Origin of the sequence: Pararhizobium sp. DWP3-4, assembly GCF_049898205.1 — a bacterium.
Classification (GTDB): domain Bacteria; phylum Pseudomonadota; class Alphaproteobacteria; order Rhizobiales; family Rhizobiaceae; genus Pararhizobium.
Genome location: NZ_JAFCXF010000002.1, coordinates 148,727 through 171,195 on the forward strand (window position 1 = coordinate 148,727; position 22,469 = coordinate 171,195).

The 22,469-nt window shown below is 60.6% G+C and carries 27 protein-coding genes and 1 pseudogene; 11 read left to right on the plus strand and 17 right to left on the minus strand.

Annotated elements, in window-relative coordinates:
* Positions 1 to 25: 25 nt before the first annotated feature.
* The gene (locus ACP7E6_RS05885) at positions 26 to 469 is read right to left on the minus strand and encodes a DUF1284 domain-containing protein (RefSeq protein ID WP_426228813.1); all 444 of its coding nucleotides are present in this window, start codon (positions 467 to 469) and stop codon (positions 26 to 28) included.
* Positions 470 to 623: 154 nt separating this feature from the next.
* Positions 624 to 1,499 (minus strand): aldo/keto reductase family oxidoreductase, encoded by an 876-nt coding sequence (locus ACP7E6_RS05890; RefSeq protein WP_426228814.1) that lies wholly within the window; start codon positions 1,497 to 1,499, stop codon positions 624 to 626.
* 96 nt (positions 1,500 to 1,595) lie between these two features.
* Between ACP7E6_RS05890 and ACP7E6_RS05895 the strand changes: the two genes are divergently transcribed.
* From ACP7E6_RS05895 to ACP7E6_RS05905, 3 genes and pseudogenes are all read left to right on the plus strand, one after another.
* Positions 1,596 to 2,507, plus strand: coding sequence for a LysR family transcriptional regulator (locus ACP7E6_RS05895; RefSeq protein WP_426228815.1), 912 nt, complete (start codon positions 1,596 to 1,598; stop codon positions 2,505 to 2,507).
* Between the two features lie 148 nt (positions 2,508 to 2,655).
* Positions 2,656 to 3,351 (plus strand): HAD family hydrolase, encoded by a 696-nt coding sequence (locus ACP7E6_RS05900; RefSeq protein WP_426228816.1) that lies wholly within the window; start codon positions 2,656 to 2,658, stop codon positions 3,349 to 3,351.
* 94 nt (positions 3,352 to 3,445) lie between these two features.
* A pseudogene (locus tag ACP7E6_RS05905) lies at positions 3,446 to 3,719 on the plus strand (GIY-YIG nuclease family protein).
* A gap of 150 nt (positions 3,720 to 3,869) precedes the next feature.
* Here ACP7E6_RS05905 and ACP7E6_RS05910 read toward each other — a convergent pair.
* Positions 3,870 to 4,424: a hypothetical protein gene (locus ACP7E6_RS05910; RefSeq protein ID WP_426228817.1), complete on the minus strand. Its 555-nt coding sequence runs from the start codon at positions 4,422 to 4,424 to the stop codon at positions 3,870 to 3,872.
* A gap of 438 nt (positions 4,425 to 4,862) precedes the next feature.
* Here ACP7E6_RS05910 and thrC point away from each other — a divergent pair, with 438 nt between their 5' ends.
* The 4 genes from thrC (at position 4,863) to ACP7E6_RS05930 (ending at position 11,198) form a co-directional block, all read left to right on the plus strand.
* Positions 4,863 to 6,269: a threonine synthase gene (thrC, locus tag ACP7E6_RS05915; RefSeq protein ID WP_426228818.1), complete on the plus strand. Its 1,407-nt coding sequence runs from the start codon at positions 4,863 to 4,865 to the stop codon at positions 6,267 to 6,269.
* Positions 6,270 to 6,285: 16 nt separating this feature from the next.
* On the plus strand, positions 6,286 to 7,587 hold the full coding sequence (locus ACP7E6_RS05920) for a M16 family metallopeptidase (RefSeq protein WP_426228819.1): 1,302 nt from the start codon (positions 6,286 to 6,288) through the stop codon (positions 7,585 to 7,587).
* Between the two features lie 87 nt (positions 7,588 to 7,674).
* Entirely contained in the window at positions 7,675 to 8,286 is a 612-nt protein-coding gene (locus ACP7E6_RS05925; protein ID WP_426228820.1) for a GNAT family N-acetyltransferase, read from the plus strand.
* The gene (locus ACP7E6_RS05930) at positions 8,286 to 11,198 is read left to right on the plus strand and encodes an EAL domain-containing protein (protein ID WP_426228821.1); all 2,913 of its coding nucleotides are present in this window, start codon (positions 8,286 to 8,288) and stop codon (positions 11,196 to 11,198) included. Before ACP7E6_RS05925 ends, ACP7E6_RS05930 begins: the two co-directional genes overlap by 1 nt.
* A gap of 112 nt (positions 11,199 to 11,310) precedes the next feature.
* Here ACP7E6_RS05930 and ACP7E6_RS05935 read toward each other — a convergent pair whose 3' ends face one another.
* From ACP7E6_RS05935 to ACP7E6_RS05950, 4 genes are all read right to left on the minus strand, one after another.
* Positions 11,311 to 11,679: a hypothetical protein gene (locus ACP7E6_RS05935; RefSeq protein ID WP_426228822.1), complete on the minus strand. Its 369-nt coding sequence runs from the start codon at positions 11,677 to 11,679 to the stop codon at positions 11,311 to 11,313.
* 224 nt (positions 11,680 to 11,903) lie between these two features.
* Positions 11,904 to 12,980, minus strand: coding sequence for a zinc-binding metallopeptidase family protein (locus tag ACP7E6_RS05940; protein WP_426228823.1), 1,077 nt, complete (start codon positions 12,978 to 12,980; stop codon positions 11,904 to 11,906).
* 209 nt (positions 12,981 to 13,189) lie between these two features.
* Complete coding sequence (locus tag ACP7E6_RS05945; protein WP_426228824.1) at positions 13,190 to 13,381, minus strand: CsbD family protein; 192 nt, start codon at positions 13,379 to 13,381, stop codon at positions 13,190 to 13,192.
* A 117-nt stretch (positions 13,382 to 13,498) separates the two neighbouring features.
* Positions 13,499 to 14,101 carry a YqgE/AlgH family protein gene (locus tag ACP7E6_RS05950; RefSeq protein WP_426228825.1) on the minus strand — a complete coding sequence of 201 codons (603 nt, stop codon included), beginning with the start codon at positions 14,099 to 14,101 and terminating at the stop codon, positions 13,499 to 13,501.
* A 193-nt stretch (positions 14,102 to 14,294) separates the two neighbouring features.
* On the opposite strand from ACP7E6_RS05950, the gene ACP7E6_RS05955 reads away from it, so the two are divergent.
* Positions 14,295 to 15,107, plus strand: coding sequence for a protein-disulfide reductase DsbD domain-containing protein (locus ACP7E6_RS05955; RefSeq protein ID WP_426228826.1), 813 nt, complete (start codon positions 14,295 to 14,297; stop codon positions 15,105 to 15,107).
* Positions 15,108 to 15,185: 78 nt separating this feature from the next.
* Entirely contained in the window at positions 15,186 to 15,671 is a 486-nt protein-coding gene (locus tag ACP7E6_RS05960) for a peroxiredoxin (protein ID WP_113243033.1), read from the plus strand.
* Positions 15,672 to 15,903: 232 nt separating this feature from the next.
* Here ACP7E6_RS05960 and ACP7E6_RS05965 read toward each other — a convergent pair whose 3' ends face one another.
* Positions 15,904 to 16,383, minus strand: coding sequence for an SRPBCC family protein (locus ACP7E6_RS05965; protein ID WP_426228827.1), 480 nt, complete (start codon positions 16,381 to 16,383; stop codon positions 15,904 to 15,906).
* Positions 16,384 to 16,385: 2 nt separating this feature from the next.
* Positions 16,386 to 16,724: an ArsR/SmtB family transcription factor gene (locus ACP7E6_RS05970; RefSeq protein ID WP_426228828.1), complete on the minus strand. Its 339-nt coding sequence runs from the start codon at positions 16,722 to 16,724 to the stop codon at positions 16,386 to 16,388.
* A 154-nt stretch (positions 16,725 to 16,878) separates the two neighbouring features.
* On the opposite strand from ACP7E6_RS05970, the gene ACP7E6_RS05975 reads away from it, so the two are divergent.
* Both ACP7E6_RS05975 and ACP7E6_RS05980 read left to right on the plus strand, forming a co-directional pair.
* Positions 16,879 to 17,175 (plus strand): hypothetical protein, encoded by a 297-nt coding sequence (locus ACP7E6_RS05975; RefSeq protein ID WP_426228829.1) that lies wholly within the window; start codon positions 16,879 to 16,881, stop codon positions 17,173 to 17,175.
* A 14-nt stretch (positions 17,176 to 17,189) separates the two neighbouring features.
* The gene (locus ACP7E6_RS05980) at positions 17,190 to 17,591 is read left to right on the plus strand and encodes a VOC family protein (protein ID WP_426228830.1); all 402 of its coding nucleotides are present in this window, start codon (positions 17,190 to 17,192) and stop codon (positions 17,589 to 17,591) included.
* A gap of 3 nt (positions 17,592 to 17,594) precedes the next feature.
* On the opposite strand, the gene rnhA is transcribed toward ACP7E6_RS05980, so the two are convergent.
* The 8 genes from rnhA to ACP7E6_RS06020 all read right to left on the minus strand — a co-directional run bounded on the left by rnhA (position 17,595) and on the right by ACP7E6_RS06020 (position 22,354).
* Positions 17,595 to 18,038 (minus strand): ribonuclease HI, encoded by a 444-nt coding sequence (rnhA, locus tag ACP7E6_RS05985; RefSeq protein WP_426125047.1) that lies wholly within the window; start codon positions 18,036 to 18,038, stop codon positions 17,595 to 17,597.
* Positions 18,035 to 19,015: a homoserine kinase gene (locus tag ACP7E6_RS05990; protein ID WP_426228831.1), complete on the minus strand. Its 981-nt coding sequence runs from the start codon at positions 19,013 to 19,015 to the stop codon at positions 18,035 to 18,037. Before ACP7E6_RS05990 ends, rnhA begins: the two co-directional genes overlap by 4 nt.
* Positions 19,016 to 19,242: 227 nt before the next feature.
* On the minus strand, positions 19,243 to 20,253 hold the full coding sequence (ispH, locus tag ACP7E6_RS05995; RefSeq protein WP_426228832.1) for a 4-hydroxy-3-methylbut-2-enyl diphosphate reductase: 1,011 nt from the start codon (positions 20,251 to 20,253) through the stop codon (positions 19,243 to 19,245).
* A gap of 3 nt (positions 20,254 to 20,256) precedes the next feature.
* The gene (locus tag ACP7E6_RS06000) at positions 20,257 to 20,622 is read right to left on the minus strand and encodes a DUF1304 domain-containing protein (protein WP_426228833.1); all 366 of its coding nucleotides are present in this window, start codon (positions 20,620 to 20,622) and stop codon (positions 20,257 to 20,259) included.
* A gap of 32 nt (positions 20,623 to 20,654) precedes the next feature.
* Positions 20,655 to 21,425, minus strand: coding sequence for an SURF1 family protein (locus ACP7E6_RS06005; protein ID WP_426228834.1), 771 nt, complete (start codon positions 21,423 to 21,425; stop codon positions 20,655 to 20,657).
* A complete protein-coding gene (locus ACP7E6_RS06010; protein ID WP_426228835.1) occupies positions 21,394 to 21,777 on the minus strand; it encodes a DUF983 domain-containing protein in 384 nt (127 codons plus the stop codon). Before ACP7E6_RS06010 ends, ACP7E6_RS06005 begins: the two co-directional genes overlap by 32 nt.
* A gap of 131 nt (positions 21,778 to 21,908) precedes the next feature.
* Positions 21,909 to 22,202 carry an addiction module antidote protein gene (locus tag ACP7E6_RS06015; protein ID WP_426228836.1) on the minus strand — a complete coding sequence of 98 codons (294 nt, stop codon included), beginning with the start codon at positions 22,200 to 22,202 and terminating at the stop codon, positions 21,909 to 21,911.
* Entirely contained in the window at positions 22,199 to 22,354 is a 156-nt protein-coding gene (locus ACP7E6_RS06020; protein ID WP_426228837.1) for a type II toxin-antitoxin system RelE/ParE family toxin, read from the minus strand. Before ACP7E6_RS06020 ends, ACP7E6_RS06015 begins: the two co-directional genes overlap by 4 nt.
* Positions 22,355 to 22,469: the final 115 nt, after the last annotated feature.

The window sequence follows — 22,469 nt, forward strand, 5'->3', positions numbered from 1 at the left end:
ACCCCTGCAACCGCGTCAGCCTGGGTCACCACGGTGGTGGGCCAGCCGTTGCCACGACCAGCACATCATCGAAACCGGAAATGGCAATGCCGGTGCAGAGCGGCGACCATTCGCAGCGCTCGCAGGCGTCGCGGATCGAGCCTTGCGCAAAGGCCGCACGCATCCGCTGCAGGAAATCTGTGCTGGGCCGGATCGACGCACCGGGACCAGCGGATACCCCGAGCAAAGCCTCAACCGCTTCGCTCGCCTTCAAATCGCGGTCGGTCACACTCTCGCTCAGACAGTGCATGCCCGGTTCGCCAAGCATCGGCCCACAGACATCGTCCGGCCCCTCGACCACCACAATATCCTCGCCCGCAGAAAGACGGGCGGCGATGCGGATGTAATTTTCGGTGAAAGCCTCAGTGTACCCCTTGCCGATGAAGGTCAGCATGCAGAGCAGATGATGCGGGCGCAGGCGGACGGTCATTGTGGGCCTTGGCGGGGTCAAAATCGGGTTTTACCCGGCAATTCCACCAGCGGCAACCGGTGGCCAATGTAGATCATCCGCCTTCGACACGCAGCACTTTGCTCCGCCACGGGTAAAAGTGGCGGAGCCTATGACGGACCATGACCGGGTCCCGTCAAGCGGCGGCACTGCCCACCTGATCCAGTTCCTTGACGACGTCTTCAGCCAGAACAAGGTCCGCTGCGGCAAGGTTTTCGCGGAGATGGCCAACGGACGAGGTGCCGGGGATCAGCAGGATGTTCGGTGAACGGTGCAGCAGCCAGGCGAGCGCCACCTGCATCGGCGTGGCGTCCAGCCGTGTTGCGACGTCCGACAGCGTCGACGACTGCAGCGGGCTGAAGCCGCCGAGCGGGAAGAACGGCACATAGGCGATGCCGTCGCGGGCAAGATCGCCGATCAGGGCATCGTCGTCCCGATGGGCCAGATTATACTGGTTCTGGACGCAGACGATTTTGGCGATGCCACGCCCTTCGGCGATCTGCGTCGCGGTGGCATTGCTCAGCCCGATGTGACGGATCAAGCCCTGCCGCTGCAGGTCCGCGAGCACGGTGAGCGGCGCTTCCAGCGATCCTTCGGCCGGACCGTGCACGCCGAACATCAGGCGAAGATTGACGACATCGATGACGTCCAGGCCGAGATTGCGCAGATTGTCGTGAATGGCGCTGGTCAGCTCTTCGCGGGAAAAAGCCGGGGCCCACGACTTATCCTCGCCCCGCCGGGCGCCGACCTTGGTGACGATGAGCAGGTCGTCGCGATAGGGGTGCAGCGCTTCGCGGATAAGCTGGTTGGTGACGTGCGGGCCGTAGAAATCGCTGGTATCGATATGATCCACACCGCTTTCAACAGCCTCGCGCAGCACGGCGAGTGCTGCATCATGATCCTTCGGCGGGCCGAACACACCGGGGCCAGCAAGTTGCATGGCACCGTAGCCAAGCCTTTTGACCCTGCGGTCGCCGAGAGTGAACGTTCCGGACTGATCGACAGTTGACATGATCTGTTTCCTTTCAAGAGACGATCTCAAGATAGGCGTTGTCGGCACGCATGAAAACGGGGCATAATCAGCACAGCGTGTGCGGGGTGGCGAACAATGAAGACCGATCTTGATGATCTGAACGCGTTTGTGGCAGTGGCGCGTGCCGGTGGTTTTCGCGAAGGCGCGCGCACGATTGGCAGCAGCGCCTCCTTTCTCAGCGAGGCAGTGCGCCGCCTCGAGGCTCAACTGGGCGTCAGGCTGCTCAACCGGACGACGCGAAGCGTGGTGCCGACCGAAGCCGGCAAGGGTCTGCTGGAACGGCTGGGCCCGGCATTGACCGAGGTGGAGGCGGCGCTCGACGTGGTCAACGGCTTTCGCGACCGGCCGGCAGGCACGCTTCGCCTCAATGTGCCGGTCAGCGCGGCGCGGCTGGTGCTGCCGGCGATCATACCGCCGTTCCTGGCCGCCTATCCCGATATCCGGCTGGAGATCATGGCCGACGACAGCTTCGTCGATATGCTTGCGGCCGGCTGCGACGCCGGCATCCGCTATGACGAAAAGCTGGAGCAGGACATGATCGCAGTGCCGATCGGGCCGCGTGTCCAGCGTTTTGCCACGGCAGCTTCCCCCGCCTATCTCGACCGCTGCGGCCGGCCCCGGCATCCGCGCGAACTGCTCGGCCATGCCTGTCTGCTCGGCCGCTTTGCAAGCGGCAGGACGACGGCACCGTGGGAGTTCGAGCTTGATGGCGAGGTGGTGCGGGTCGATCCCGCGGGGCCGCTGATCGTCAGTGTCGGCGGATCGATCGATCTCGCCGTCGATGCCGCCATTGCCGGAACAGGGATCATTTCCCTGTTCGAAGACTGGCTGCGCCCGCATCTGGACACAGGCGCGCTGGAGCCGGTTCTGGAACCCTGGTGGCAATCCTTTTCGGGGCCGTTCCTTTACTATCCCGGACGGCGCCTGGTGCCCGCACCGCTCAGGGCTTTCATCGACTTCGTCAAGGCGCTGCCCAACTGGACCTGATGCTTGGCTGAAACAAATCCGCATTTCCATGTCCGGCGAAACTTGGGCCGCTCCGCCCTTGGCGCATGGCAGGTTTCCGTTCCGCGCGGTTGAGCTTTCCGGGCGCATCGTGTAAACGGCCAGCATCTCCCCAAAGGATTATTTCGGCATGACCAGCATTGATCTCATCATCTTCGACTGCGACGGCGTTCTCGTCGATTCGGAAATCATCGCAAGCGAAGTCGAGGCCGAGCTTCTGACGGAATCGGGCTACCCGATCAGCACCGAGGAAATGGCCGAGCGCTTTGCCGGCATGACCTGGCACAACACGCTGCTTGCCATCGAGAAGGAAGCGGACATCCCGTTTTCGGCGTCGATACTGGGCAAGTCCGAAGCCATTCTCGACAAGCGCCTGGCAAACGATCTCAACATCATTGACGGCGTCAAGCCGATGCTGGCACAGATCAAGCTGCCGCATTGCATCTGCTCGAACTCGACTTCGGCGCGGCTCTCCTCGATGCTGGCCAAGGTCGGTATCAAGGATCATTTCGGCAAGCATATCTATTCGGCCCGCGATCTCGGCGAAGACAAGGTCAAGCCGAAGCCTGACATCTTCCTGCACGGCGCAAAGCAGTTCGGCGTTGATCCGTCGCGCGTTCTGGTGATCGAGGATTCCGTCCACGGCATCCATGGCGCCATCGCCGCCGGCATGCGCGTCGTCGGCTTCACCGGCGCTTCGCATACCTATCCCTCGCATGCCGACAAGCTGACCGAAGCCGGCGCCGAAACGGTGATTTCCCGCATGAGCGCGCTTCCGGGCGTCATTGCGGCGCTGTCGGAATGGTCGGAAACGCTGACGGCGTAACGAATGGGGTTAGTGTATCAGCTAGAGCCAGCACCACCCGCCTCCGTCATCCTCGGGCTTGACCCGAGGACCCATTCCCGAGCATCATCGGGTCATCGCGGGCTATGTCTATATCATCACCAATCACAAACGAGGAACGCTCTACATGCGTGACCTCGGATCTTGAACGCCGTATCTTCGACCATCGTGAAGCAGCTTCACCTGGCTTCACCGCCAAATATGGCTGTAAGCAACTCGTCTGCTACGAAGAACACTTGTCAATCGGCACGGCGATCCATCGCGAGAAATCACTCAAGCGGTGGTACCGACAGTGGAAGATCGAATTGATGAATCCCAAATGGCGGGATCTTTATCACGAGCTTTGGTAGGCTTGGGAGTGGATCCTCGGGTCAAGCCCGAGGATGACGGTATGGTATTTGCGTCTTCCCGATAAAAGCGGCTGAAAAGCCGGTCACGCCAGACAAAAAAAACCGGCACGAAACCTCGCACCGGCTTTTTCGATCAAGCAAAAATCCCGCTTATTTCTTCTTCTTGCCCGCAGCCGGACCTTCGTCGAAGCCGACATAGATCTTGGCGAAATCGCCGGCGCCGCCGGGCAGAGCGATGTTGGTCTTGGTGAAGATGAACTGGGCAGAGCCGGTGCCGGTCTGGACATCGACCGGATACTGCGTCAATTCCGAATAGAGCGTGTTCTTGCCGTCGGTCGCAGCAACACGGATCGGCAGGTTAACGGTACCAGCACCTCCGGCCGGGCCGGAAACGACGCGGCCCTGGACGACGACGGTCATCACCAGCTGGCTTTCGTTCTGGACGCACTGGCGCGTCGTATCGGCCAGCGACGCCTGGTAGACGATCTTGGTCGGATCATCCTTGGCGCCCTTGGCGTAGGTCCGGTAGTTGGCGGTGCCGTCGAGCAGGTAGACCTGCGGGCAAGCGCCCTGGATGACCGCCGGTGTCGGTGCAGCGGCGCTGCCGCCTGCGTCGATCGCACCGCCCGTGTCCGTTTTGTTGCAGCCCGCGACGACCACGAGAAGTGAAATTCCGAGAAGACGGATGGAAACTTTACCAAACACCTGACTTGACCCCCTGCCTTGCACAAATTGATGCCGCAAGCGTGACTGACCGCAAAATAAGGTATTTTTCGGTTTTCAGCCCTGCAACTTGAGCCTTTCAAGACCCTTGGCGATGGTCTATAGCAGCGACGCATTGAAAAATCGATTGGAGTCTGATGCCGGAACGCCAATTTTTCAGGACGCACTGAATCGGCCGGGTACAGACGAAAATCCGATATTTCCGTCAGCTTTGCCAAGGGTTGACGCAAAAAGAACCGCGGTTCGCACCGGGTTCGACTACTGCATATTCTATCCCTCGATCGGAATCGATTTGGGAAAGACTATGAGTGGACTTGAAATGCTGCAGCGACCTTTGCGCGTCATGAGATGGCGCGCGGCGCTGCAGGGTGCCGGTCAATTCCCGCCGCAACGTCTGCGGCAGCAAACAGACGACGAAGGATGGTCAAGGTGAAGTATATCTCGACGCGGGGCGAAGCCCCTTCGCTGGGTTTTTGCGATGCGCTTCTGGCCGGTCTCGGCCGCGATGGTGGTCTCTATGTGCCTGAGGAATGGCCAAGCTTCACCAAGAAGGAAATCCGGGCGATGCGCGGCAAATCCTACCAGGACATCGCGTTTACGGTTTTAAGCCCCTTCATCGACGGAGAAATCCCCGGCGACAAGTTCCGCGCGATGATCGACGAGGCCTATGCGACCTTCCGCCATCCGGCGATTGCCCCGATTGTCCAGACGGGTCCGAATGCCTTCATCATGGAGCTCTTCCATGGCTCGACGCTGGCTTTCAAGGACGTGGCGATGCAGCTGCTCGGGCGGCTGATGGACCATGTGCTGACGACACGTAACGAGCGCGCCACCATCGTCGGCGCCACCTCGGGCGATACCGGCGGGGCTGCCATCGATGCCTTTGCCGGACGCGACCGTACCGACATCTTCATCCTCTTCCCGCATGGCAAGGTCTCGCCGGTTCAGCAGCGCCAGATGACCACCTCGACGGAAAGCAATGTCCACGCAGTGGCGATCAACGGCAATTTCGACGACTGCCAGAGCCTCGTCAAGGAAATGTTCAACGACATCGCCTTCCGCGACAGCGTCGCGCTCTCCGGCGTCAATTCGATCAACTGGGCCCGCATCATGGCCCAGATCGTCTATTATTTCACCACCGCGCTGGCCCTCGGCGGCCCGGACCGGATGGTCTCCTTCACCGTCCCGACCGGCAATTTCGGCGATATCTTTGCCGGCTACGTGGCGCGCCAGATGGGTCTGCCGATCGACAAGCTGGTGGTTGCCACCAACGAGAACGACATTCTTGCCCGTACGCTGGATACAGGCCGCTACGAGATGCGCGACGTCAAGGCCACCACCTCGCCGTCGATGGACATCCAGATTTCTTCCAATTTCGAACGGCTGCTGTTCGAGGTCTATGATCGCGACGCCTCCAAGGTGCGCGGCGCCATGGCCAACCTGAAGCAGTCCGGCTCCTTCGAAATCGAGGACGATGCGCTGAAATCGATGCGCAAGGTGTTCCGGGCAGGCCGGGCAACCGAGAAGGATGTGGCGAAGACCATCGCCAAGACGCTGGAGACCACCGGCTATCTTCTCGACCCGCATACGGCCATCGGCGTCTTCGTCGCCAACAAGCATGAAACCGCGAGCGTGCCGATGGTGACGCTTGCCACCGCGCATCCGGCGAAATTCCCGGCTGCAGTAAAATCGGCCAGTGGTATTGACCCGGCGCTTCCAACGTGGCTTGCTAATCTGATGGTAAGGGAGGAGCGTTTCGACGTTCTTGACGCCGAGCTAAAAGCTGTTGAAACCTATATCAACGAGCGGGCCCGCATCCGGAAATAAGGACGCAGAAAGACGTATGATGAAAGTTGAGTGCACCCGGCTGCAATCCGGGTTGACGGTCGTCACCGAGAACATGCCGCATCTTGAAAGCGTCGCGCTCGGGGTCTGGATCAAATCCGGTTCACGCGATGAAACCACGGACGAGCACGGCATTGCCCATCTGCTGGAACATATGGCGTTCAAGGGCACCGCGCGGCGAACAGCCCGCGATATTGCCGAGCAGATCGAAAATGTCGGCGGCGAAGTCAACGCCGCGACATCCACAGAAACCACCTCCTACTATGCCCGTATTCTAGAGGGCGATGTGCCGCTCGCTGTCGATATTCTCGCCGACATCCTGACGGAATCCTCCTTCGACGAGGACGAGCTGCAGCGCGAAAAGCAGGTCATCCTGCAGGAAATCGGCGCTGCCAACGACACGCCCGACGATGTCGTTTTTGATAAATTCGCCGAAACCGCCTTTGCCAACCAGACGATCGGCCGCCCGATCCTCGGCACGCCGGACACGGTCTTGTCCTTCACGCCTCAGCAGATCCGCACCTATCTCGACCGCAACTACACCACCGACCGGATGTTCGTCGTCGGTGCCGGTGCTGTCGATCATGATAGTTTTGTGCGACAGGTTGAAGACCGCTTTTCCAGCCTGCCGCAAAAGCCGGTGGCTTCTCCGGTGGCCGATGTCGCCCACTATACCGGCGGCGATGTCCGCGAAAGCCGCGACCTGATGGACGCGCAGGTGCTGCTCGGCTTCGAGGGCAAGGCCTATCACGCCCGCGATTTCTACTGTTCGCAGATCCTTGCCAATATTCTCGGCGGCGGCATGTCGTCCCGCCTGTTCCAGGAAGTCCGCGAACATCGCGGCCTGTGCTATTCGGTCTACGCCTTCCACTGGGGCTTTTCCGATACCGGCATCTTCGGCGTTCATGCGGCAACCGGCGGCGAAAACCTGCCGGAACTGATGCCCGTCATCATCGATGAACTGCGCAAGTCGTCGATGAACATCGAACAGCAGGAAATCGACCGTGCCCGGGCGCAGATCCGTGCCCAGCTTTTGATGGGCCAGGAAAGCCCGGCGGCGCGTGCCGGCCAGATCGCCCGCCAGATGATGCTCTACGGCCGCCCGATCCCGAACGAAGAACTGATGGAGCGCCTGTCCGGCATCACCGTCGAACGCCTGACGGATCTTGCCGGCCGGCTGTTCTTCGATACCATTCCGACGCTCTCGGCGATCGGCCCGGTCGAGAAGCTGGCGCCGATGGACGATATTCTTGGCGCACTTTCCAACAAGGCTGTCCGCGCCCGGGCTGCCAACGGCTAGCTTTTTTCTGATGAGCGACCTCCGGGCGTTCGTCGAGCGCCCGGCACTCTCGCATATGGTCTCAACCCATCCGCTGCGGAGGCTTCCATGACACGATCGGTCTTTCGGTTTCTGTCACGGCAGCCGGGCCCGGTCGAGATTGGCAACGCGACGCATATGCTGCGCCTGCCGAAATCAACCGATTACCGCCAATGGTATCAGCTGCGCAGCGAAAGCCGCGACTTTCTCGAGCCCTGGGAGCCGACCTGGCGGGCCGACGAGATGACCGAGAGCGCCTTTCGCTCCCGCGTCATCCGCAACGAACAGGAATTTTCCTCTGGCCAGGCCGTGCCGCTGTTCATCATTTCCCGCGGCGGCGACCAGCTGATCGGTGGCTTGACCATCGGTTATATCCGCAGGGGTGCCGCCCAATGCTGCATGATCGGCTATTGGATGGGCGAACGATATGCCGGCATGGGGCATATGGCGCAGGCCGTCAAACTGTCTATTCCCTACATCTTTTCGAGCCTTCAGTTGCACCGTATTGAAGCAGCCTGTATTCCCGAGAACCACAGAAGCATCCGGCTCCTTGAAAAGGCCGGGTTTCAGCGCGAAGGCTACTTGCGGGAATACCTGAAAATCAACGGGCAATGGCGGGATCATCTGATGTTCGCGCTGCTCTCGCAGGACAGCATGCAACATAAGAATTCGAGTGATTGATGTTTTTGACCCGCCTGCCACTTTCCCCGTCAGCACGAAGGCTCTTGGCGCTTCTCACCGCCATGATGATCGCGTTCTGGCTGATCGGCAACGGCGCGGCTTTTGCCACCGAACCGGTCAAGATTTCCCGCGAGGACACGGCACTCGACCTGACGGCGACGACGGAAATCTACACCGGCCGTGGCGAAGCCTTCCAGGTCTCGACGGCGCCGGGCACCGACGGCATCGTGCGGCGCATCGAGGTGCGCTCCAGCGCCGAAAACCACCAGGGCGACTGGGCCGTGTTTGCGCTTGCCAACGTTTCGGAAGAGCAGCTGGAGCGCGTCATCGTCGCCCCGCATTTCCGTCTGGTGAATTCAAAACTGTTCTGGCCGGACCTCGGCTCGCAGCGCATTCTGTCGATCACCCCGAGCGAAGGCTTTGCGCTCGACCGCCAGCCGAGCGACGAGGCCGACGTGTTCCGCATCACGCTCAACCCCGGCTCGGTCATCACCTTCGTCGCCGAACTCGCCGGTCCCGACCTGCCGCAGATCTACCTCTGGGAGCCGGACGCCTACAAGGACACGGTTAACGCTTTCACACTCTATCGCGGCATCGTGCTTGGCATTGCCGGCCTGCTTGCGGTGTTCCTGACCATTCTGTTCGTCGTCAAGGGAACCTCGATGCTGCCGGCGACGGCAGCGCTCGCCTGGGCGGTGCTGGCCTATATCTGCGTCGATTTCGGCTTCCTGTCGAAGCTGATCTCGATTACCGCCGGCGATGAGCGGATATGGCGCGCCGGCAGCGAGGTGTTTCTCGCCGCAGGCCTTGTGATCTTCCTGTTCACCTATCTCAACCTCAATCGCTGGCACCAGCACCTGAGCTACGCGACGCTCGCCTGGATCCTCGGCCTTGGCCTCTTGTTCGGCGTGGCGATCTATGACCCTGCCATCGCCTCCGGCATTGCCCGCCTCTCCTTCGCGCTGACCGGCACGGCCGGGATCGTGCTGATCGCCTATCTCGGTTTCAACCGCTACGACCGCGCCATCCTGCTTGTACCGGCCTGGCTGTTGATCCTCGTCTGGCTGTTTGGGGCCTGGCTGACCGTCACCGGCCAGCTCGCCAATGACATCGTCCAGCCGGCGCTCGGCGGCGGTCTCGTGCTGATCGTGCTTCTGATCGGCTTCACGGTGATGCAGCACGCCTTTGCCGGCGGTGCCTATAGCCAGGGGCTGTTTTCCGATCTGGAGCGCCAGTCGCTGGCGCTGACCGGCTCCGGCGATACCGTCTGGGACTGGGACGTGGCGCGCGACCGCGTCGTGACCATCCCCGACATTTCCGCCCAGCTCGGCCTGTCGCCCGGCACCATGCACGGCGCCGCCCGAAACTGGCTGCCGCGCCTGCATCCCGACGACCGCGACCGGTTTCGCGCGACGCTCGACGTGCTTCTGGAACACCGCAAGGGCCGCCTGAACCACGAGTTCCGCGTTCGCGCCGAAGACGGCCATTATCACTGGCTGTCGATCCGCGCCCGGCCGGTGCTCGGCGCCAACGGGGAAATCATCCGCTGCGTCGGCACCATCGTCGATATTACCGAGCAGAAGAATTCCATCGACCGGCTGCTGCACAATGCGCTCAACGACAATCTGACCGGGTTGCCGAACCGGCAGATTTTCCTCGACCGGCTGCAATCGCTTCTGTCGCTGGCGCCGGGATCAAGCGCGGTGCGCCCGACCGTCATCACCATCGACATCGACCGCTACAAGCAGGTCAACGACATGCTGGGCATCGCTGCCGGCGACAATATCCTGATTGCGTTGACCCGCCGTCTGCGGCGTCTGGTCAAGCCGCAGGACACGCTGGCGCGTCTCGGCGGCGACGAATTCGGGCTGATCCTGATGTCGGAGCGCGATACCGCCAAGGTCGCCGATTTTGCCGATGCAGTCTCAAAGGCGATCATGGTGCCGCTCAATTTCGGCAATCGCGAAATCAACCTGACGGCCTCGATCGGCCTCGTCTCCTGGGTCGATCAGCAGGAAAATGCCGCGGGCCTGCTCGACGATGCCGAACTGGCGATGTTCCGCGCCAAGAAGGCCGGCGGCAATCGTGTCGAACCTTTCCGCCCGGCCTTCCGCGCTTCGGGCACCGACCGCCTGCAGCTGGAAACCGACCTGCGCCGCGCCATCGAGCGCAAGGAACTGAGCCTCGTCTACCAGCCGATCGTCCGCCTGGTCGATGCCGAGATCGCCGGTTTCGAGGCGCTGATGCGCTGGGAGCATCCCAAGCGCGGCAGCATTTCGCCGTCGGAATTCATCCCGATCGCGGAAAACTCCGATCTGATCAACGAACTGGGCATGTTCGCCTTTGAGCGGGCGACCAGCGACCTCATCGAATGGCAGATCCAGACCGGCGAACTGCCGATCTTCGTCTCCGTCAACCTGTCGAGCGCACAGCTGCTCAACAACGACCTCTATGACGACATCCGCGCGGTGCTGAACAAGAACCATTGCGATCCGCGCAAGGTGAAGGTGGAGCTGACCGAATCCGTCGTGATGGAAAACCCGGAACAGGCGCGGCTTGTGCTGGAAAAACTGAAGGATGCAGGCCTAAAACTGGCGCTCGACGATTTCGGCACCGGCCATTCGTCGCTCGCCTACCTCACCCGCTTTCCGTTCGACACGATCAAGATCGACAAGTCGCTGGTCAGGGACCCCAGCGACAAGCGCTCGATCCTCCTGCGTTCGGTCATCACCATGGCCCGCGAACTCGAAATGCAGGTGGTTGCCGAAGGCATCGAATCCGAGGAAGACGCCATCCAGCTCGCCCAGATGGGCTGCGACTTCGGCCAAAGCTTCCTCTTCGGCCCCCCGATCGGCTCGGAATCGATCCAGCGATTGCTGAAAGAACGATTTCCGCTGATGAAGCGGGCTTGAGTGAGCCGGTTTATATCTTGTGGGTAATTCGACGGGCGTCTGTTTTGGGACCTTTGCGGACATCAGACCGCTTCCAACGATTACGTTATTTTCGGGCAGCAAAATCTGATTGTCAGGCCGGATATTTTTGGTCGCAGAAACGTATGTGCCGCAGCGTAAAATCTTCATCCCTCTCCAATAATGCGAGAAGCTGGTTCACACGTTCTTTGTAAACCTCTTGGGCCTCCTGTTTGCTTCGACCAACACTTACAAATTCGTCCTCAGATCTTTTAGACAACCTGTCGAATTTTTCTTTGTATGGTTTGGACTTTTCGGCCTGCGCCATATCTGCATATGCTTTGGCGATTATCGCAAACAATGCTCCGCATTGAATTACAGTGTCATCGTAAGGAGCCTTGTCATATGGGAGTCTCGTTTGCGAGTGCACAGGAAATGCGCTGACCGCGAAGGCAAAAAGTGCAAAAGAGGCATAATTTCGCATGCTTTGGATGTCCTGACACGGGGATTTTAGCTGCGATGGATAAGGACACACTTTCGTTAAACATTGGTTTTCGTTCACCATATGCGGTTGCCCGGAACGGTGTGAGTCAATCGCAGCTACGGGCGCAAAGCAGCCGGCAGCGATATCTTAGGCGCGGCCGGCCGCATCCGCGAAGGTAAATCGGAATTTTCCCACCATTTCTCAACGAAGCCGATGATCGCGCCCTACCCCGCATACACAGCCCCGGCCTCCCGGATCAGCCTGTTGATGAAATCGAGTTTCTGCACCACCGGTGGCGAGAGCACGAAGGGGTAGCTGTCGGGCTGGCCCATGCTGCGCTGGATGCTGTTCAGCGCGACGCTGAGGGGAACCCAGGCATCGACCAGGGGCTGCGCGCCCACCGCCCTGTAGGGATCGAAATCGACCTCGGCGGCCATGGCCTCGTGGCGGCGCGGTTCGGTGGACAGGCCGAACGAGCGGGCGGTTTCCAGCGTATCGACGATGTGGAAGAAATGCGCCCAGCATTCGGCGAAATCCTCGGCCGGATGGGCGCTGGCATAGGTGCTGATGAACCTCACCTGCCAGTCCGCCGGCGGCCCCTGTTCATAGTTGCGCTTCAGCGCCTCGGCATAGTCCTCCCGCTCATCGCCGAACAGGGCCCGCGCTTCAGCGAGCGTCTGCTCGTCGCGCACGAGCTGCGCCCAGTAGAAATGGCCGATCTCATGGCGAAAATGGCCAAGCAGCGTCCTGTAGGGCTCGTTCATCGATACCCGCACGCTTTCGCGCGTCGCATCATTGGCCTCTGCCGCCCGCAGGCTGATCAGGCCGTCCTCGTGGCCGGTCATGGCCGGCACGATATTGCCATTGGCATCGACCTCGTCGGCGAGGAAATCAAACACGAGGCCGCCCTGCGGATCGGCGTCGCGGCCGGGACGCGGCAGCTTCCAGCGCAGCAGCGAATAGAACAGGTGACGTTGCGCCTGGCCGATCTTCTGCCAGCGGGACAGGCCTTCGGCGTTGTCGGTCACCGGTACGATGCGGTTATAGCGGCAGGCCTGGCAATAGACATGGCCGTCATTGGCCGAGATCAGCCAGTTGCAGATGTCGTGCGCCGCATTGGCGCAGAAGCGGACGTCGGCTTGCGTGCGCGAGGACGCCTGCCACAGGTTTTCACCGGCGGGCGTCAGAGCCTCTACCGCCATCGCCTCGGGCAGGAAACCGAGCTGCGACCCGCAATTGATGCAGACGCGATTGTCGAAGTGAACGGGATTTCCGCAATTACCGCATTCGTAAAGTCTCATGGCCCGCCCGATATGCTTGATGGATTGGATTTCGGCGCAGCTGATGCCGGCCGTGATGTGGTCCCATTCACAGAGAAATGCCCGCCGGCACAAGGCACAGCGGGCATCGGCGCTGAAATCTTCTATCCAGTTGAACCCGTCAGGACAGTCGATTCGCGCACTTTGGAGCCGCCGGGCCCTCTTTTCGAGGTCACCGGCGGCAAGCCGGATTAGAGGCGATCAACAGTGCCCTTGACGGCATCCTTGGCCTTGCCTGTCGCCGTCTGGACCTTGCCCTTGACTTCCTGGCCCTTGCCTTCGGCCTGCAGCTTGTCGCTACCGGTTGCCTTGCCGGCGGCCTGCTTGGCCTTGCCTGCAACCTGATTGGCGGCGCCGGAAATCTTGTCGGAAGTGCTACCCATGATCAGTCTCCTTGAGAGGTTGAGGACAACAACGGAGCGTCCTGTCCTTGCGACTGGAAAACGGAGAGCGGCCTAAATTGTTCCGGCGCCACATCAAAAAGACGGAAAATAGATTGGCTAAGCGTGCCCAGCATCAACCGACAGCATTGCCGCCGCAACGCCCATCGATGCCAGTGCCCGGTCGTATTTATCGCCGAGATCGCGGTCGAAGATCAGTTCCTCGCTCGCCGGGCAATTCAGCCAGCCATTGTTGGCAATCTCGTTTTCGAGCTGGCCTGCGCCCCAGCCGGCATAGCCGAGCATCATCATCGCTTTTTCGGGCCCCTCGCCGCGCGAAATGGCCCGGACGATGTCGAGCGTCGCGGTCAGGCAGATATCGTCGTTGACGGGAATGCTGGATTCGCTGAGATAATCGTCCGAATGCAGAACGAAGCCGCGCCCGGTTTCGACCGGCCCCCCGGTCTGGATCTGGAAGTCACGGGTGACGCCCGGCAGCCGGATCGCCTGATCCTGATCGATGATGTGCAGATGCAGAAGAACGTCCGGAAATGTCAGCTGCTGCGGCCGGTTGAGAACGAACCCCATGGCACCGTCCTCCGAATGGGCGCAGACGAAGATGACGGTGCGGGCAAAATTGCTGTCGAACATGCCGGGCATGGCGATCAGGAACTGACCGTCCAATACGCCGCGTTCGCGTTTTTTCTGAAACGTTGCCATCATGGTCTTAGCCTATCAACTCAGGTTCAAATGAAAGCGTTTCTACCCTGCTCTTTTGTTTTGAAGACCCCTGCCGATCCTTGAGGCCGCGTGCCATCAAGAGAAAATGATCGCGGGGTGAAAGCCGGCATCTTTCAACCCTGCCCCAAAACCGATAAGCCTCAGCGTCATGAAACATCATCGCCTGTTAGAGAATGTGCCTCATTTGGCTGCGCTGGCAACCCTCCCGGCGTATTTTTTTATCACCCCTGCCGCCGATGCCGCGCAGAGCCGATGGGTACAGTCGGAGGGCGGCGAGGTGCGGATCGTCGCCGACAGGCCCGAGCCGGACGGCACGATCCCGGCCATTCTCGACATCCGGCTGAAGCCCGGCTGGAAAACCTATTGGATCGAGCCCGGTGCCAGCGGCATCCCGCCCCAGGTCACCATCGATCCGCGCGGCGGCATCTCCTTTTCCGGGCTGCGCTTTCCGGCGCCAAAAGCCTTTCACGACGGCATTGCCGGCTATACCGGCTATGACCATTCGGTGGCGTTCCCGCTGTCCTTGAAGCGGGAGAAGACTGGGGATCTCAGCCTGAAGATCTCGGTGTTCCTGGGCATCTGCAAGGACATCTGCATCCCGGTTCAGGCCGATCTTGATCTTTCCCTGCCGCAGGAGCTTGCGGAAAACCCGCTCGACCGGGCGCGGATCGACGATGCGGTCGCGGCGCTGCCAATGCAGCCGTCCGACACGTTCAAGGTGACGGCTGCCTCCTTCGATGCCGTTGAAAAACGTCTGCACCTGTCGCTCGTAACGCCGCCGACGGCAACGCCCGCCGAACTGTTCCTGTCCGGCCCTCCCGGCTACAGTTTCGGCACGCCGGAGACTGTCGCGACGGACGACGGCAGGATCACGGCTGAAATCCCAGTGCGTGTTTCAGCAAAGAGCGGCGCATTGAAAAGCGGCTCGGTGAGGCTGGTCGCGCGCGCCGGCGATCGGAGCATCGAAACCCTGCTTGCCTTTGACTGAACCAAATCTATATTCGCATCCGACGCCATGGAGCCGCCGCGCTCCAGCCTTCCCGCAGAGACTTTTAGGAGTGAGACCGTGACCATTTCCGTCGGAGACAAGCTGCCCGCCGCCACCTTCAAGGAAAAGACCGCCGATGGCCCGGTCGAAATCACCACCGAGCAACTGTTTGCCGGCAAGAAGGTCGTTCTGTTCGCCGTTCCCGGCGCCTTCACCCCGACCTGTTCGCTCAACCACCTGCCGGGCTATCTCGAAAACCGCGACGCCATCCTTGCCCGCGGCATCGACGATATCGCCGTCGTTGCGGTCAACGACCTGCATGTGATGGGCGCCTGGGCGACCGCATCGGGTGGCATCGGCAAGATCCACTTCCTGTCCGACTGGAACGCCGCTTTCACCAAGGCACTCGGCATGGATATCGACCTGTCCGCCGGCACGCTCGGCCTGCGCTCGAAGCGTTATTCGATGCTGGTGGAAGACGGCGTGGTGAAGACGCTGAACGTCGAGGAAAGCCCAGGCCAGGCGACTGTTTCGGCTGCGGCCGCAATGCTTGAGCAGATCTGAGCGGTACCGATCCGAGACACGGCCCCCCGCCTCCGTCATGCTCGCCCCTGTGGCGGGCATCCAGAGACCCGGCGTCCGTCGGGTCAAAAAACCTGTCAGCCCGATGACTTGGGCTGACTGGACTCCTGTGACAAGCACAGGAGTGACGGTGGTTCTGGCTGCCGCAGGATTTTCCCAATCACCGTCCGAGAAATGAACCAGCGCTGGGCTTTTTCATTTACGCCATCAGCGCCTATTGCACGTGCCGCTCAACCAGCCTTGCAAGCTGCTCGATGACCGTGCCCCAGCCGTCGTAGAAGCCCGCCTCTTCGTGACTGTTCCGGTCGGCATTGCTCTTGTGCATGACATGGGCGTGATAATCGGTGCCCTCAGGATGATCCTGCAGCGTGACCATGGCCGTCATGAACGGTTGTTCGGCCGGCCGCCAACCGCCGGTCAGGGCATTGGTGAAGACAATCTTTTCGCCATCCTCGACAGCGAGGAAGCAGGCGGAGAGATGCGGCTGGAACGCGCCGCCGTTTTCGCTGATCTGCGTGGTGAAGGCGCCGCCGGGCCTCAGTTCCATCGCGACGACCTTGCATCTGGCCGGTTCGGGTACCCACCATTGCTCGAAGCGCGATGGATCTGTCCAGGCGCTCCAGACCAGCGATCGCGGCGCCTTGATGATGCGGGAAATCGCCAGGTCGAGTTCGGGATTGGGTGATGCACTCATTTTCAATCTCCTTTTGCCTGTGCCTTGGTAACGAATTTTTCCAGCCTGCCGGTGCGGCCGTCCCAGAGCGCGCGTTGCGCCGACAACCAGGCTTCGACAGCGGCGAACCGCTGCTTCTCGAGAACGCAGGTCCGAACCCGGCCCTGCTTGCGGGTCTGGATCAGCCCACTGCCTTCGAGAAAATGAATGTGCTTCATGAACGACGGCAGGGCCATGTCGAATGGCTGCGCCAGGTCGCTGATGCTGGCCGGCCCCTCGCCCAACCGCGCCAGAACGGCGCGGCGGGTGGGGTCTGCGAGCGCCTGGAAAATGCCGTTGAGCTGCGTTGAATGGTGATCCATAAGGCTAAGTATCAGCATCAGACAGTTAGCGCAAGAGCTAAGTGTTCGACGCAAACGCCTCCGCGTTCTTGACTTGAGCAGGCATCCTGTCAGGCTGAGACTAACGCGCTTTGCGGTTCCTTTTCTGCTTCGAGCGCGCGTTCGGGAGACCACGATGAAGACGTTTCTGGGTATTGTTGCTGCTTGTGCCGTCATGACAATTGCCGGACAGGCTGCGGCCAAAATTCCGCTGGTCAATGCCACCTGCCCCGGCAAGATCTTGGTTCACGCCGATCAGGGCGGTCCGATCTACATCAATGGCAAGGAAGGCAAGCTCAAGGTGTTCAATGAGAACTATTACGAAGCCAAGGGCAGCGGCATCACCATTTCGCTCAGCATCAACCCCGATGGATCGGCCGATGTCAGCTATACCGGCAAGGGCGGCGCCAACGGCGTTTGCACCTTAAAATAATTCACAGAGGTATCATGAACCAGAGCCTTGCCCTGATCGCCCTTGTCGTTGCCGACTATGACGAGGCGATCGATTTCTACGTCAACAAATTGGGTTTCGTGCTCATCGAGGACAGCTACCAGCCGGAGCAGGACAAACGCTGGGTCGTCGTCAAACCACCCGGCGACGGAGGCACATCGCTGCTTTTGGCCCGCGCTTCCTCGCAGCATCAGGAAACATTCATCGGCAACCAGGCCGGCGGCCGGGTCTTCCTGTTCCTGCAGACCGACGATTTCTGGCGCGACCATGCGAAGATGGTCGAGACCGGCATCCGCTTTACCCGCGAGCCGAAAGAGGCCCCCTACGGCATCGTCGCCGTGTTCGAGGACATCTATGGAAACCTTTGGGATCTGATTCAGTTCACCGACGGGCGATAGGGCTCAACGCTTCTTCTTGAACGGCTCCATGCCCTTGCGGGCCAGTTCGTCGGCGCGTTCGTTTTCCGGGTGGCCGGCATGGCCCTTGACCCAGTGCCAGGTGACCTTGTGGCTCTGGTTGGCGACGTCGAGCGCCTGCCAGAGTTCGCCGTTCTTCACCGGCTTCTTGTCGGCGGTCTTCCAGCCGTTTTTCTTCCAGCCGTGAATCCACTTGCCGATGCCGTCCATGACGTATTTCGAATCGGTATAGAGATCGACCTCGCACTGGGTCTTCAGGCTGGTGAGCGCGGTGATCGCCGCCAAGAGTTCCATGCGGTTGTTGGTGGTTTCCGCCTCGCCGCCGCACAGGTCTTTCTCGGTCTCGCCATAGCGCAGCACGGCGCCCCAGCCGCCCGGACCCGGATTTCCGGAGCAGGCGCCATCGGTAAAAATATCGACATGTTTCATGCGGGTATTGTCTCGTTAATCAGGCCGTATTCGGCAGCAGTTGCGATCGAGCGGTGGAATTGCAGCTTCTTCAGATATTCGAGCGGGTCTTTCTTGACCACCAGCGCTCCGGCCGGCGTCATCAGCCAGTCGTAGAGCCGGGTCAGGAAGAACCGCAGGGCGGAGCCGCGGGCAAGCAGCGGCAGGGCTTCGATTTCGGCAGATGTCAGCGGCCGCACGCTCTGATAGCCTGCCAGCAGCGCCATGCCCTTGGTGATGTTATAGGCGCCGTCCTTTTCGAAGCACCAGGCGTTCAGGCAGACGGAGACATCATAGGCGAGCAGGTCGTTGCAGGCGAAATAGAAGTCGATCAGGCCGGACAGGCCGTCGCCGAGGAAGAAGACGTTGTCTGGGAAGAGGTCGGCATGGATGACGCCTTGCGGCAGGTCCTTCGGCCAATGGGCTTCGAGGAAATCCAATTCATTGGCGATCTCGGCCGCAAGGCCCGGCTGCACCTCGTCGGCGCGGTCGCGCGCATTGTTCCAGAGCGGCCGCCAGCCGCCGACAGACAACGCGTTGGGGCGGCGGATCTCGAAACCCTCGCCTGCCACATGCATGGCGGCGAGCGCCTTGCCGACTTCGCGGCAATGGCTGGCATCGGGCTTGCGCAGCCACATGCCTTCGAGAAACGAAATCACGGCGGCCGGGCGGCCGGACAGATGGCCCAGCAGTGCGCCATCGGCGCGCGGCAGAGGCAGCGGGCAGGACAGCCCCTTGTCAGCGAGGTGATGCATCAGCCCCAAAAAGAACGGCAGGTCGTTCTGGTCCACCCGCTTTTCATAAAGCGTCAGGATGTAGGCGCCCTTGGTGGTGTGCAGCAGGAAATTGGTGTTCTCGACGCCTTCGGCGATGCCCTTGTAGGATGTCAGCGTGCCGACATCGTATTGCTGCAGGAAGCCGTTGAGATCGTCTTCGGTGATGTCGGTGTAAACTGCCAAGGTCTGATCTCGTGATTGGAGCGGAGGCGGATGGTCTGAGGTCGAGGAGGCCTACCCCCTCTGTCACTATCGTGACATCTCCCCCTCAAGGGGGGAGATCATTCTTTTTCCTTACAGGCTTTCCGGTAAGGCGGGCAAAAGCTTGCGGTCAATCTCCCCCCTTGAGGGGGAGATGTCCCGGAGGGACAGAGGGGGGTACCCTCGGCAGAGCGACAACAGCGAAACCGTTATTCCCCATTCACAAACGCCATGTCCTGCGCCGTCAAAGGCACGTGGCGAAGCTCGCGGTTGACGAGGAAGTTTTCGGTTTCCTCGACCGTATCGGCAAGCTCCACCGCAGCATCATAGCGTTGGCGAAAAGCCTCGATGATCTCGTTGACGATGACTTCCGGCGCCGACGCGCCTGCCGACAGGCCGACTGTAGTGATATCGGCGAAATCATCCCAGTCGATTTCCGACGCGCGCTGGACAAGCACCGATTTTTTCGCACCGGCCCGCAGCGCCACTTCGACCAGGCGCTTGGAGTTCGACGAATTGGGTGCGCCGACGATGATGAAATGATCGCAGCCGGGGGCAGCCTGTTTCACGGCTTCCTGGCGGTTGGTCGTGGCGTAGCAGATCGAATCGGCGGCAGGTGCCGTCAGGTTCGGAAAGCGCTCGTGCAGCCGCTTGATGACGCCGGCGGTGTCATCGACAGACAGCGTCGTCTGGGTGACGAAACCGAGATTTTCCGTATCCGGCGGCATATAGATTTCAGCGTCCTCGACCGTCTCGACCAAAGAGACTGCGCCTTCCGGCAGCTGCCCCATCGTGCCGATGACTTCCGGGTGTCCGGCATGGCCGATCAGCACCACGTGGCGGCCGAGCTTCTGGTGGCGCATGGCCTGCTTGTGGACCTTGGAAACCAGCGGGCATGTGGCGTCGAGATAGAAGAGATTACGCTCCGTCGCATCGGCAGGCACCGACTTCGGCACGCCATGGGCGGAAAAGACCACCGGCTGCTTGCGATGCTCCGGCGGGATTTCATCGAGTTCCTCGACGAAGATCGCACCCTTGGCTTCAAGGCCTTCGACGACGTAGCGATTGTGGACGATCTCGTGGCGGACATAGACCGGCGCGCCATATTCCTTCAGCGCCAGAACGACGATCTGGATCGCCCGGTCGACCCCGGCGCAAAAGCCGCGCGGGCCGCAGAGGCGCAAGGTGATCGGTGTCTTTGCTGGAAGGGACGTCGTCATTGATCAGAATGCCAGTAGGGTGAACATAAGGCCGAGAATTGCCGGCCCGCCCTGCACAAGCAGGATGCGCGGCTTGACCGACCATGCGCCATATATAGCGGCAACGATCACGCACACAAGGAAGAACAGCTTCAGCTGGACGGCAAATTCCGGCGGCGACGCGATCAGCGACCAGACAAGGCCAGCGGCGAGAAAGCCGTTATAGAGCCCCTGATTGGCCGCGAGAACCTTGGTCGCCTGCGCCTGTTCAGCCGTCATCCGGAAGACTTTTCGCCCCTGCGGTCCCGTCCAGAGAAACATTTCAAGCACGAGAAAACCGGCATGCAGGAGAGCCGTCAGGACGATCAGGATGTTTGCAACAATGGCCATTCGATTTTCCCCGCAGTGGTACTGCCTCGACCTTATGTCTTCCGCCGGAAGATGAAAATGCCGCTGATGACGACCAGTGCTCCGGCCAGCCCATACCAGGTCATTGCGTATTGCAGATGGCTGTTGGGCAGGTCGAACTGGGTGACGCCGCCGATCGGCATGCCGCCTTCATGCGGCGTCGCGTCTGCATCGACAAAGAACGGCACGACCTTGGCGGGGTCAAGCCCGACGCTCGACGCCATGACGTCGAGATCCTTCCAGTAAAAAATGTTCTTGGCGATATCATTGTCCGGCACGGCCCAGGACGGCTTTTCCAACAGCTTGGCGCGGGACAGGCCGGTGACGGTCTGCTCGCCGGTCAGCTGGCCCTGCTTGCGCATCTCCGGCTCCTTGGCCTCGAAGGTGACGAAGCCGCGATTGACGAGGACGATCTGACTGTTGGCCAGCTGCAGCGGCGTATAGACATAATAGCCGGTGCGGCCGCCATAGGTGGCGAAGAAATGCCGCTCCTTGTCGTTGATATAGGTGCCGGTGATGCGCACGGTGCGATAATCGATATCCTCGCCCGCCTTGGCCAGGGCCTCGATTTCCGCCAGGTCCGCAGGCGGTGCAGCGCGGCGCTCGGCAATCGATGCCAGAAGCCCCTCTTTCCAGGCCAGCCGCTCCATCTGCCATGTGCCAAGCACCAGGAGGATTGCCAGTGCGACCAGAACCAGACCGATGCCAATGATGCGGCCGGCAAGCCCGCCGCTCTTCTTGCCCGACACGGTATCAGCCACGATCGATTTCGCCTTGGTGTGCATTGTTGCGGAATTGCAGCGTGATCAGCACGCCCTTGAGCATGCGCATGAGAACCAGGCTGAAGACGATGGCGAGCGGTATCCACAACAGGAAATGCACCCAGAGCGGTGGATTGATATTGACCTCCATCCAGAGTGCTGCCCCGACGACGATGAAACCGACGATCAGGATGACGAAGACGACCGGACCATCGCCGGCATCGGCAAATGAATAATCCAGGCCGCAACTCGCACAGGCAGGCTTCATCGTCAGGAAGCCGTCAAACAGCTTGCCCTGCCCGCATCGCGGGCAAAGCCCTCTGATCCCTGCCCTGAGCGGCTCGACCGGCGGGAAATGTGCGCTGTCTTGGTTCATTCGGATCTTCCAAACTGTTCGCCACGGCATGGCGCGGGATATTCAACCGACTACGTAACGCCGGCTCTGCTCGTCGTCCAATGGCAAAGCCTGCGACAAAGACGCCTTTTGCAAGGGGAATGACGGCCTCCTCAAGAAGCAGCGCGATCCGCTACGATCGTCATCTTCAACCCCAGCGTATTGACGATCTTGTGAAGCGTTTCAAACCGGGCCTTGGATCCGCCCCGAAGAGATTTGTAGAGACTTTCGCGCCCCAGCCCAGAAGCCTTGGCAATCTCTGCCATTCCCCGCGCTTTGGCGACATCTCCAAGTGCCGCGATGAAGACATCAGGATTTTCATCCTCCATGGCAGCGGTCAAATATCCTGCGACAAGCTCATCGTCGTCCAGAAATTCGGATGCGTCGAATCTTGCGATGGTTGTCATGATTGATCCTTCCGAAGATGTTTCGCCATCTTCAAGGCCGCCGCGATATCCCGCTTCTGATCGGATTTGTCGCCGCCGATCAACAGCAGATAGACGACATCGCCGGTCCGCTTGAAATAAAGACGGTAACCGGGTCCGTAATGAATTCGCATCTCCGACACACCCTCGCCGATCGGTGAACAGTCCCCAAGATTACGAACTCGGCGGAGCGGACCCGTGCAAGAATTCTAGCCTTCGCCCTCTGGTCCCGCAGTGAAAGCAGCCAAT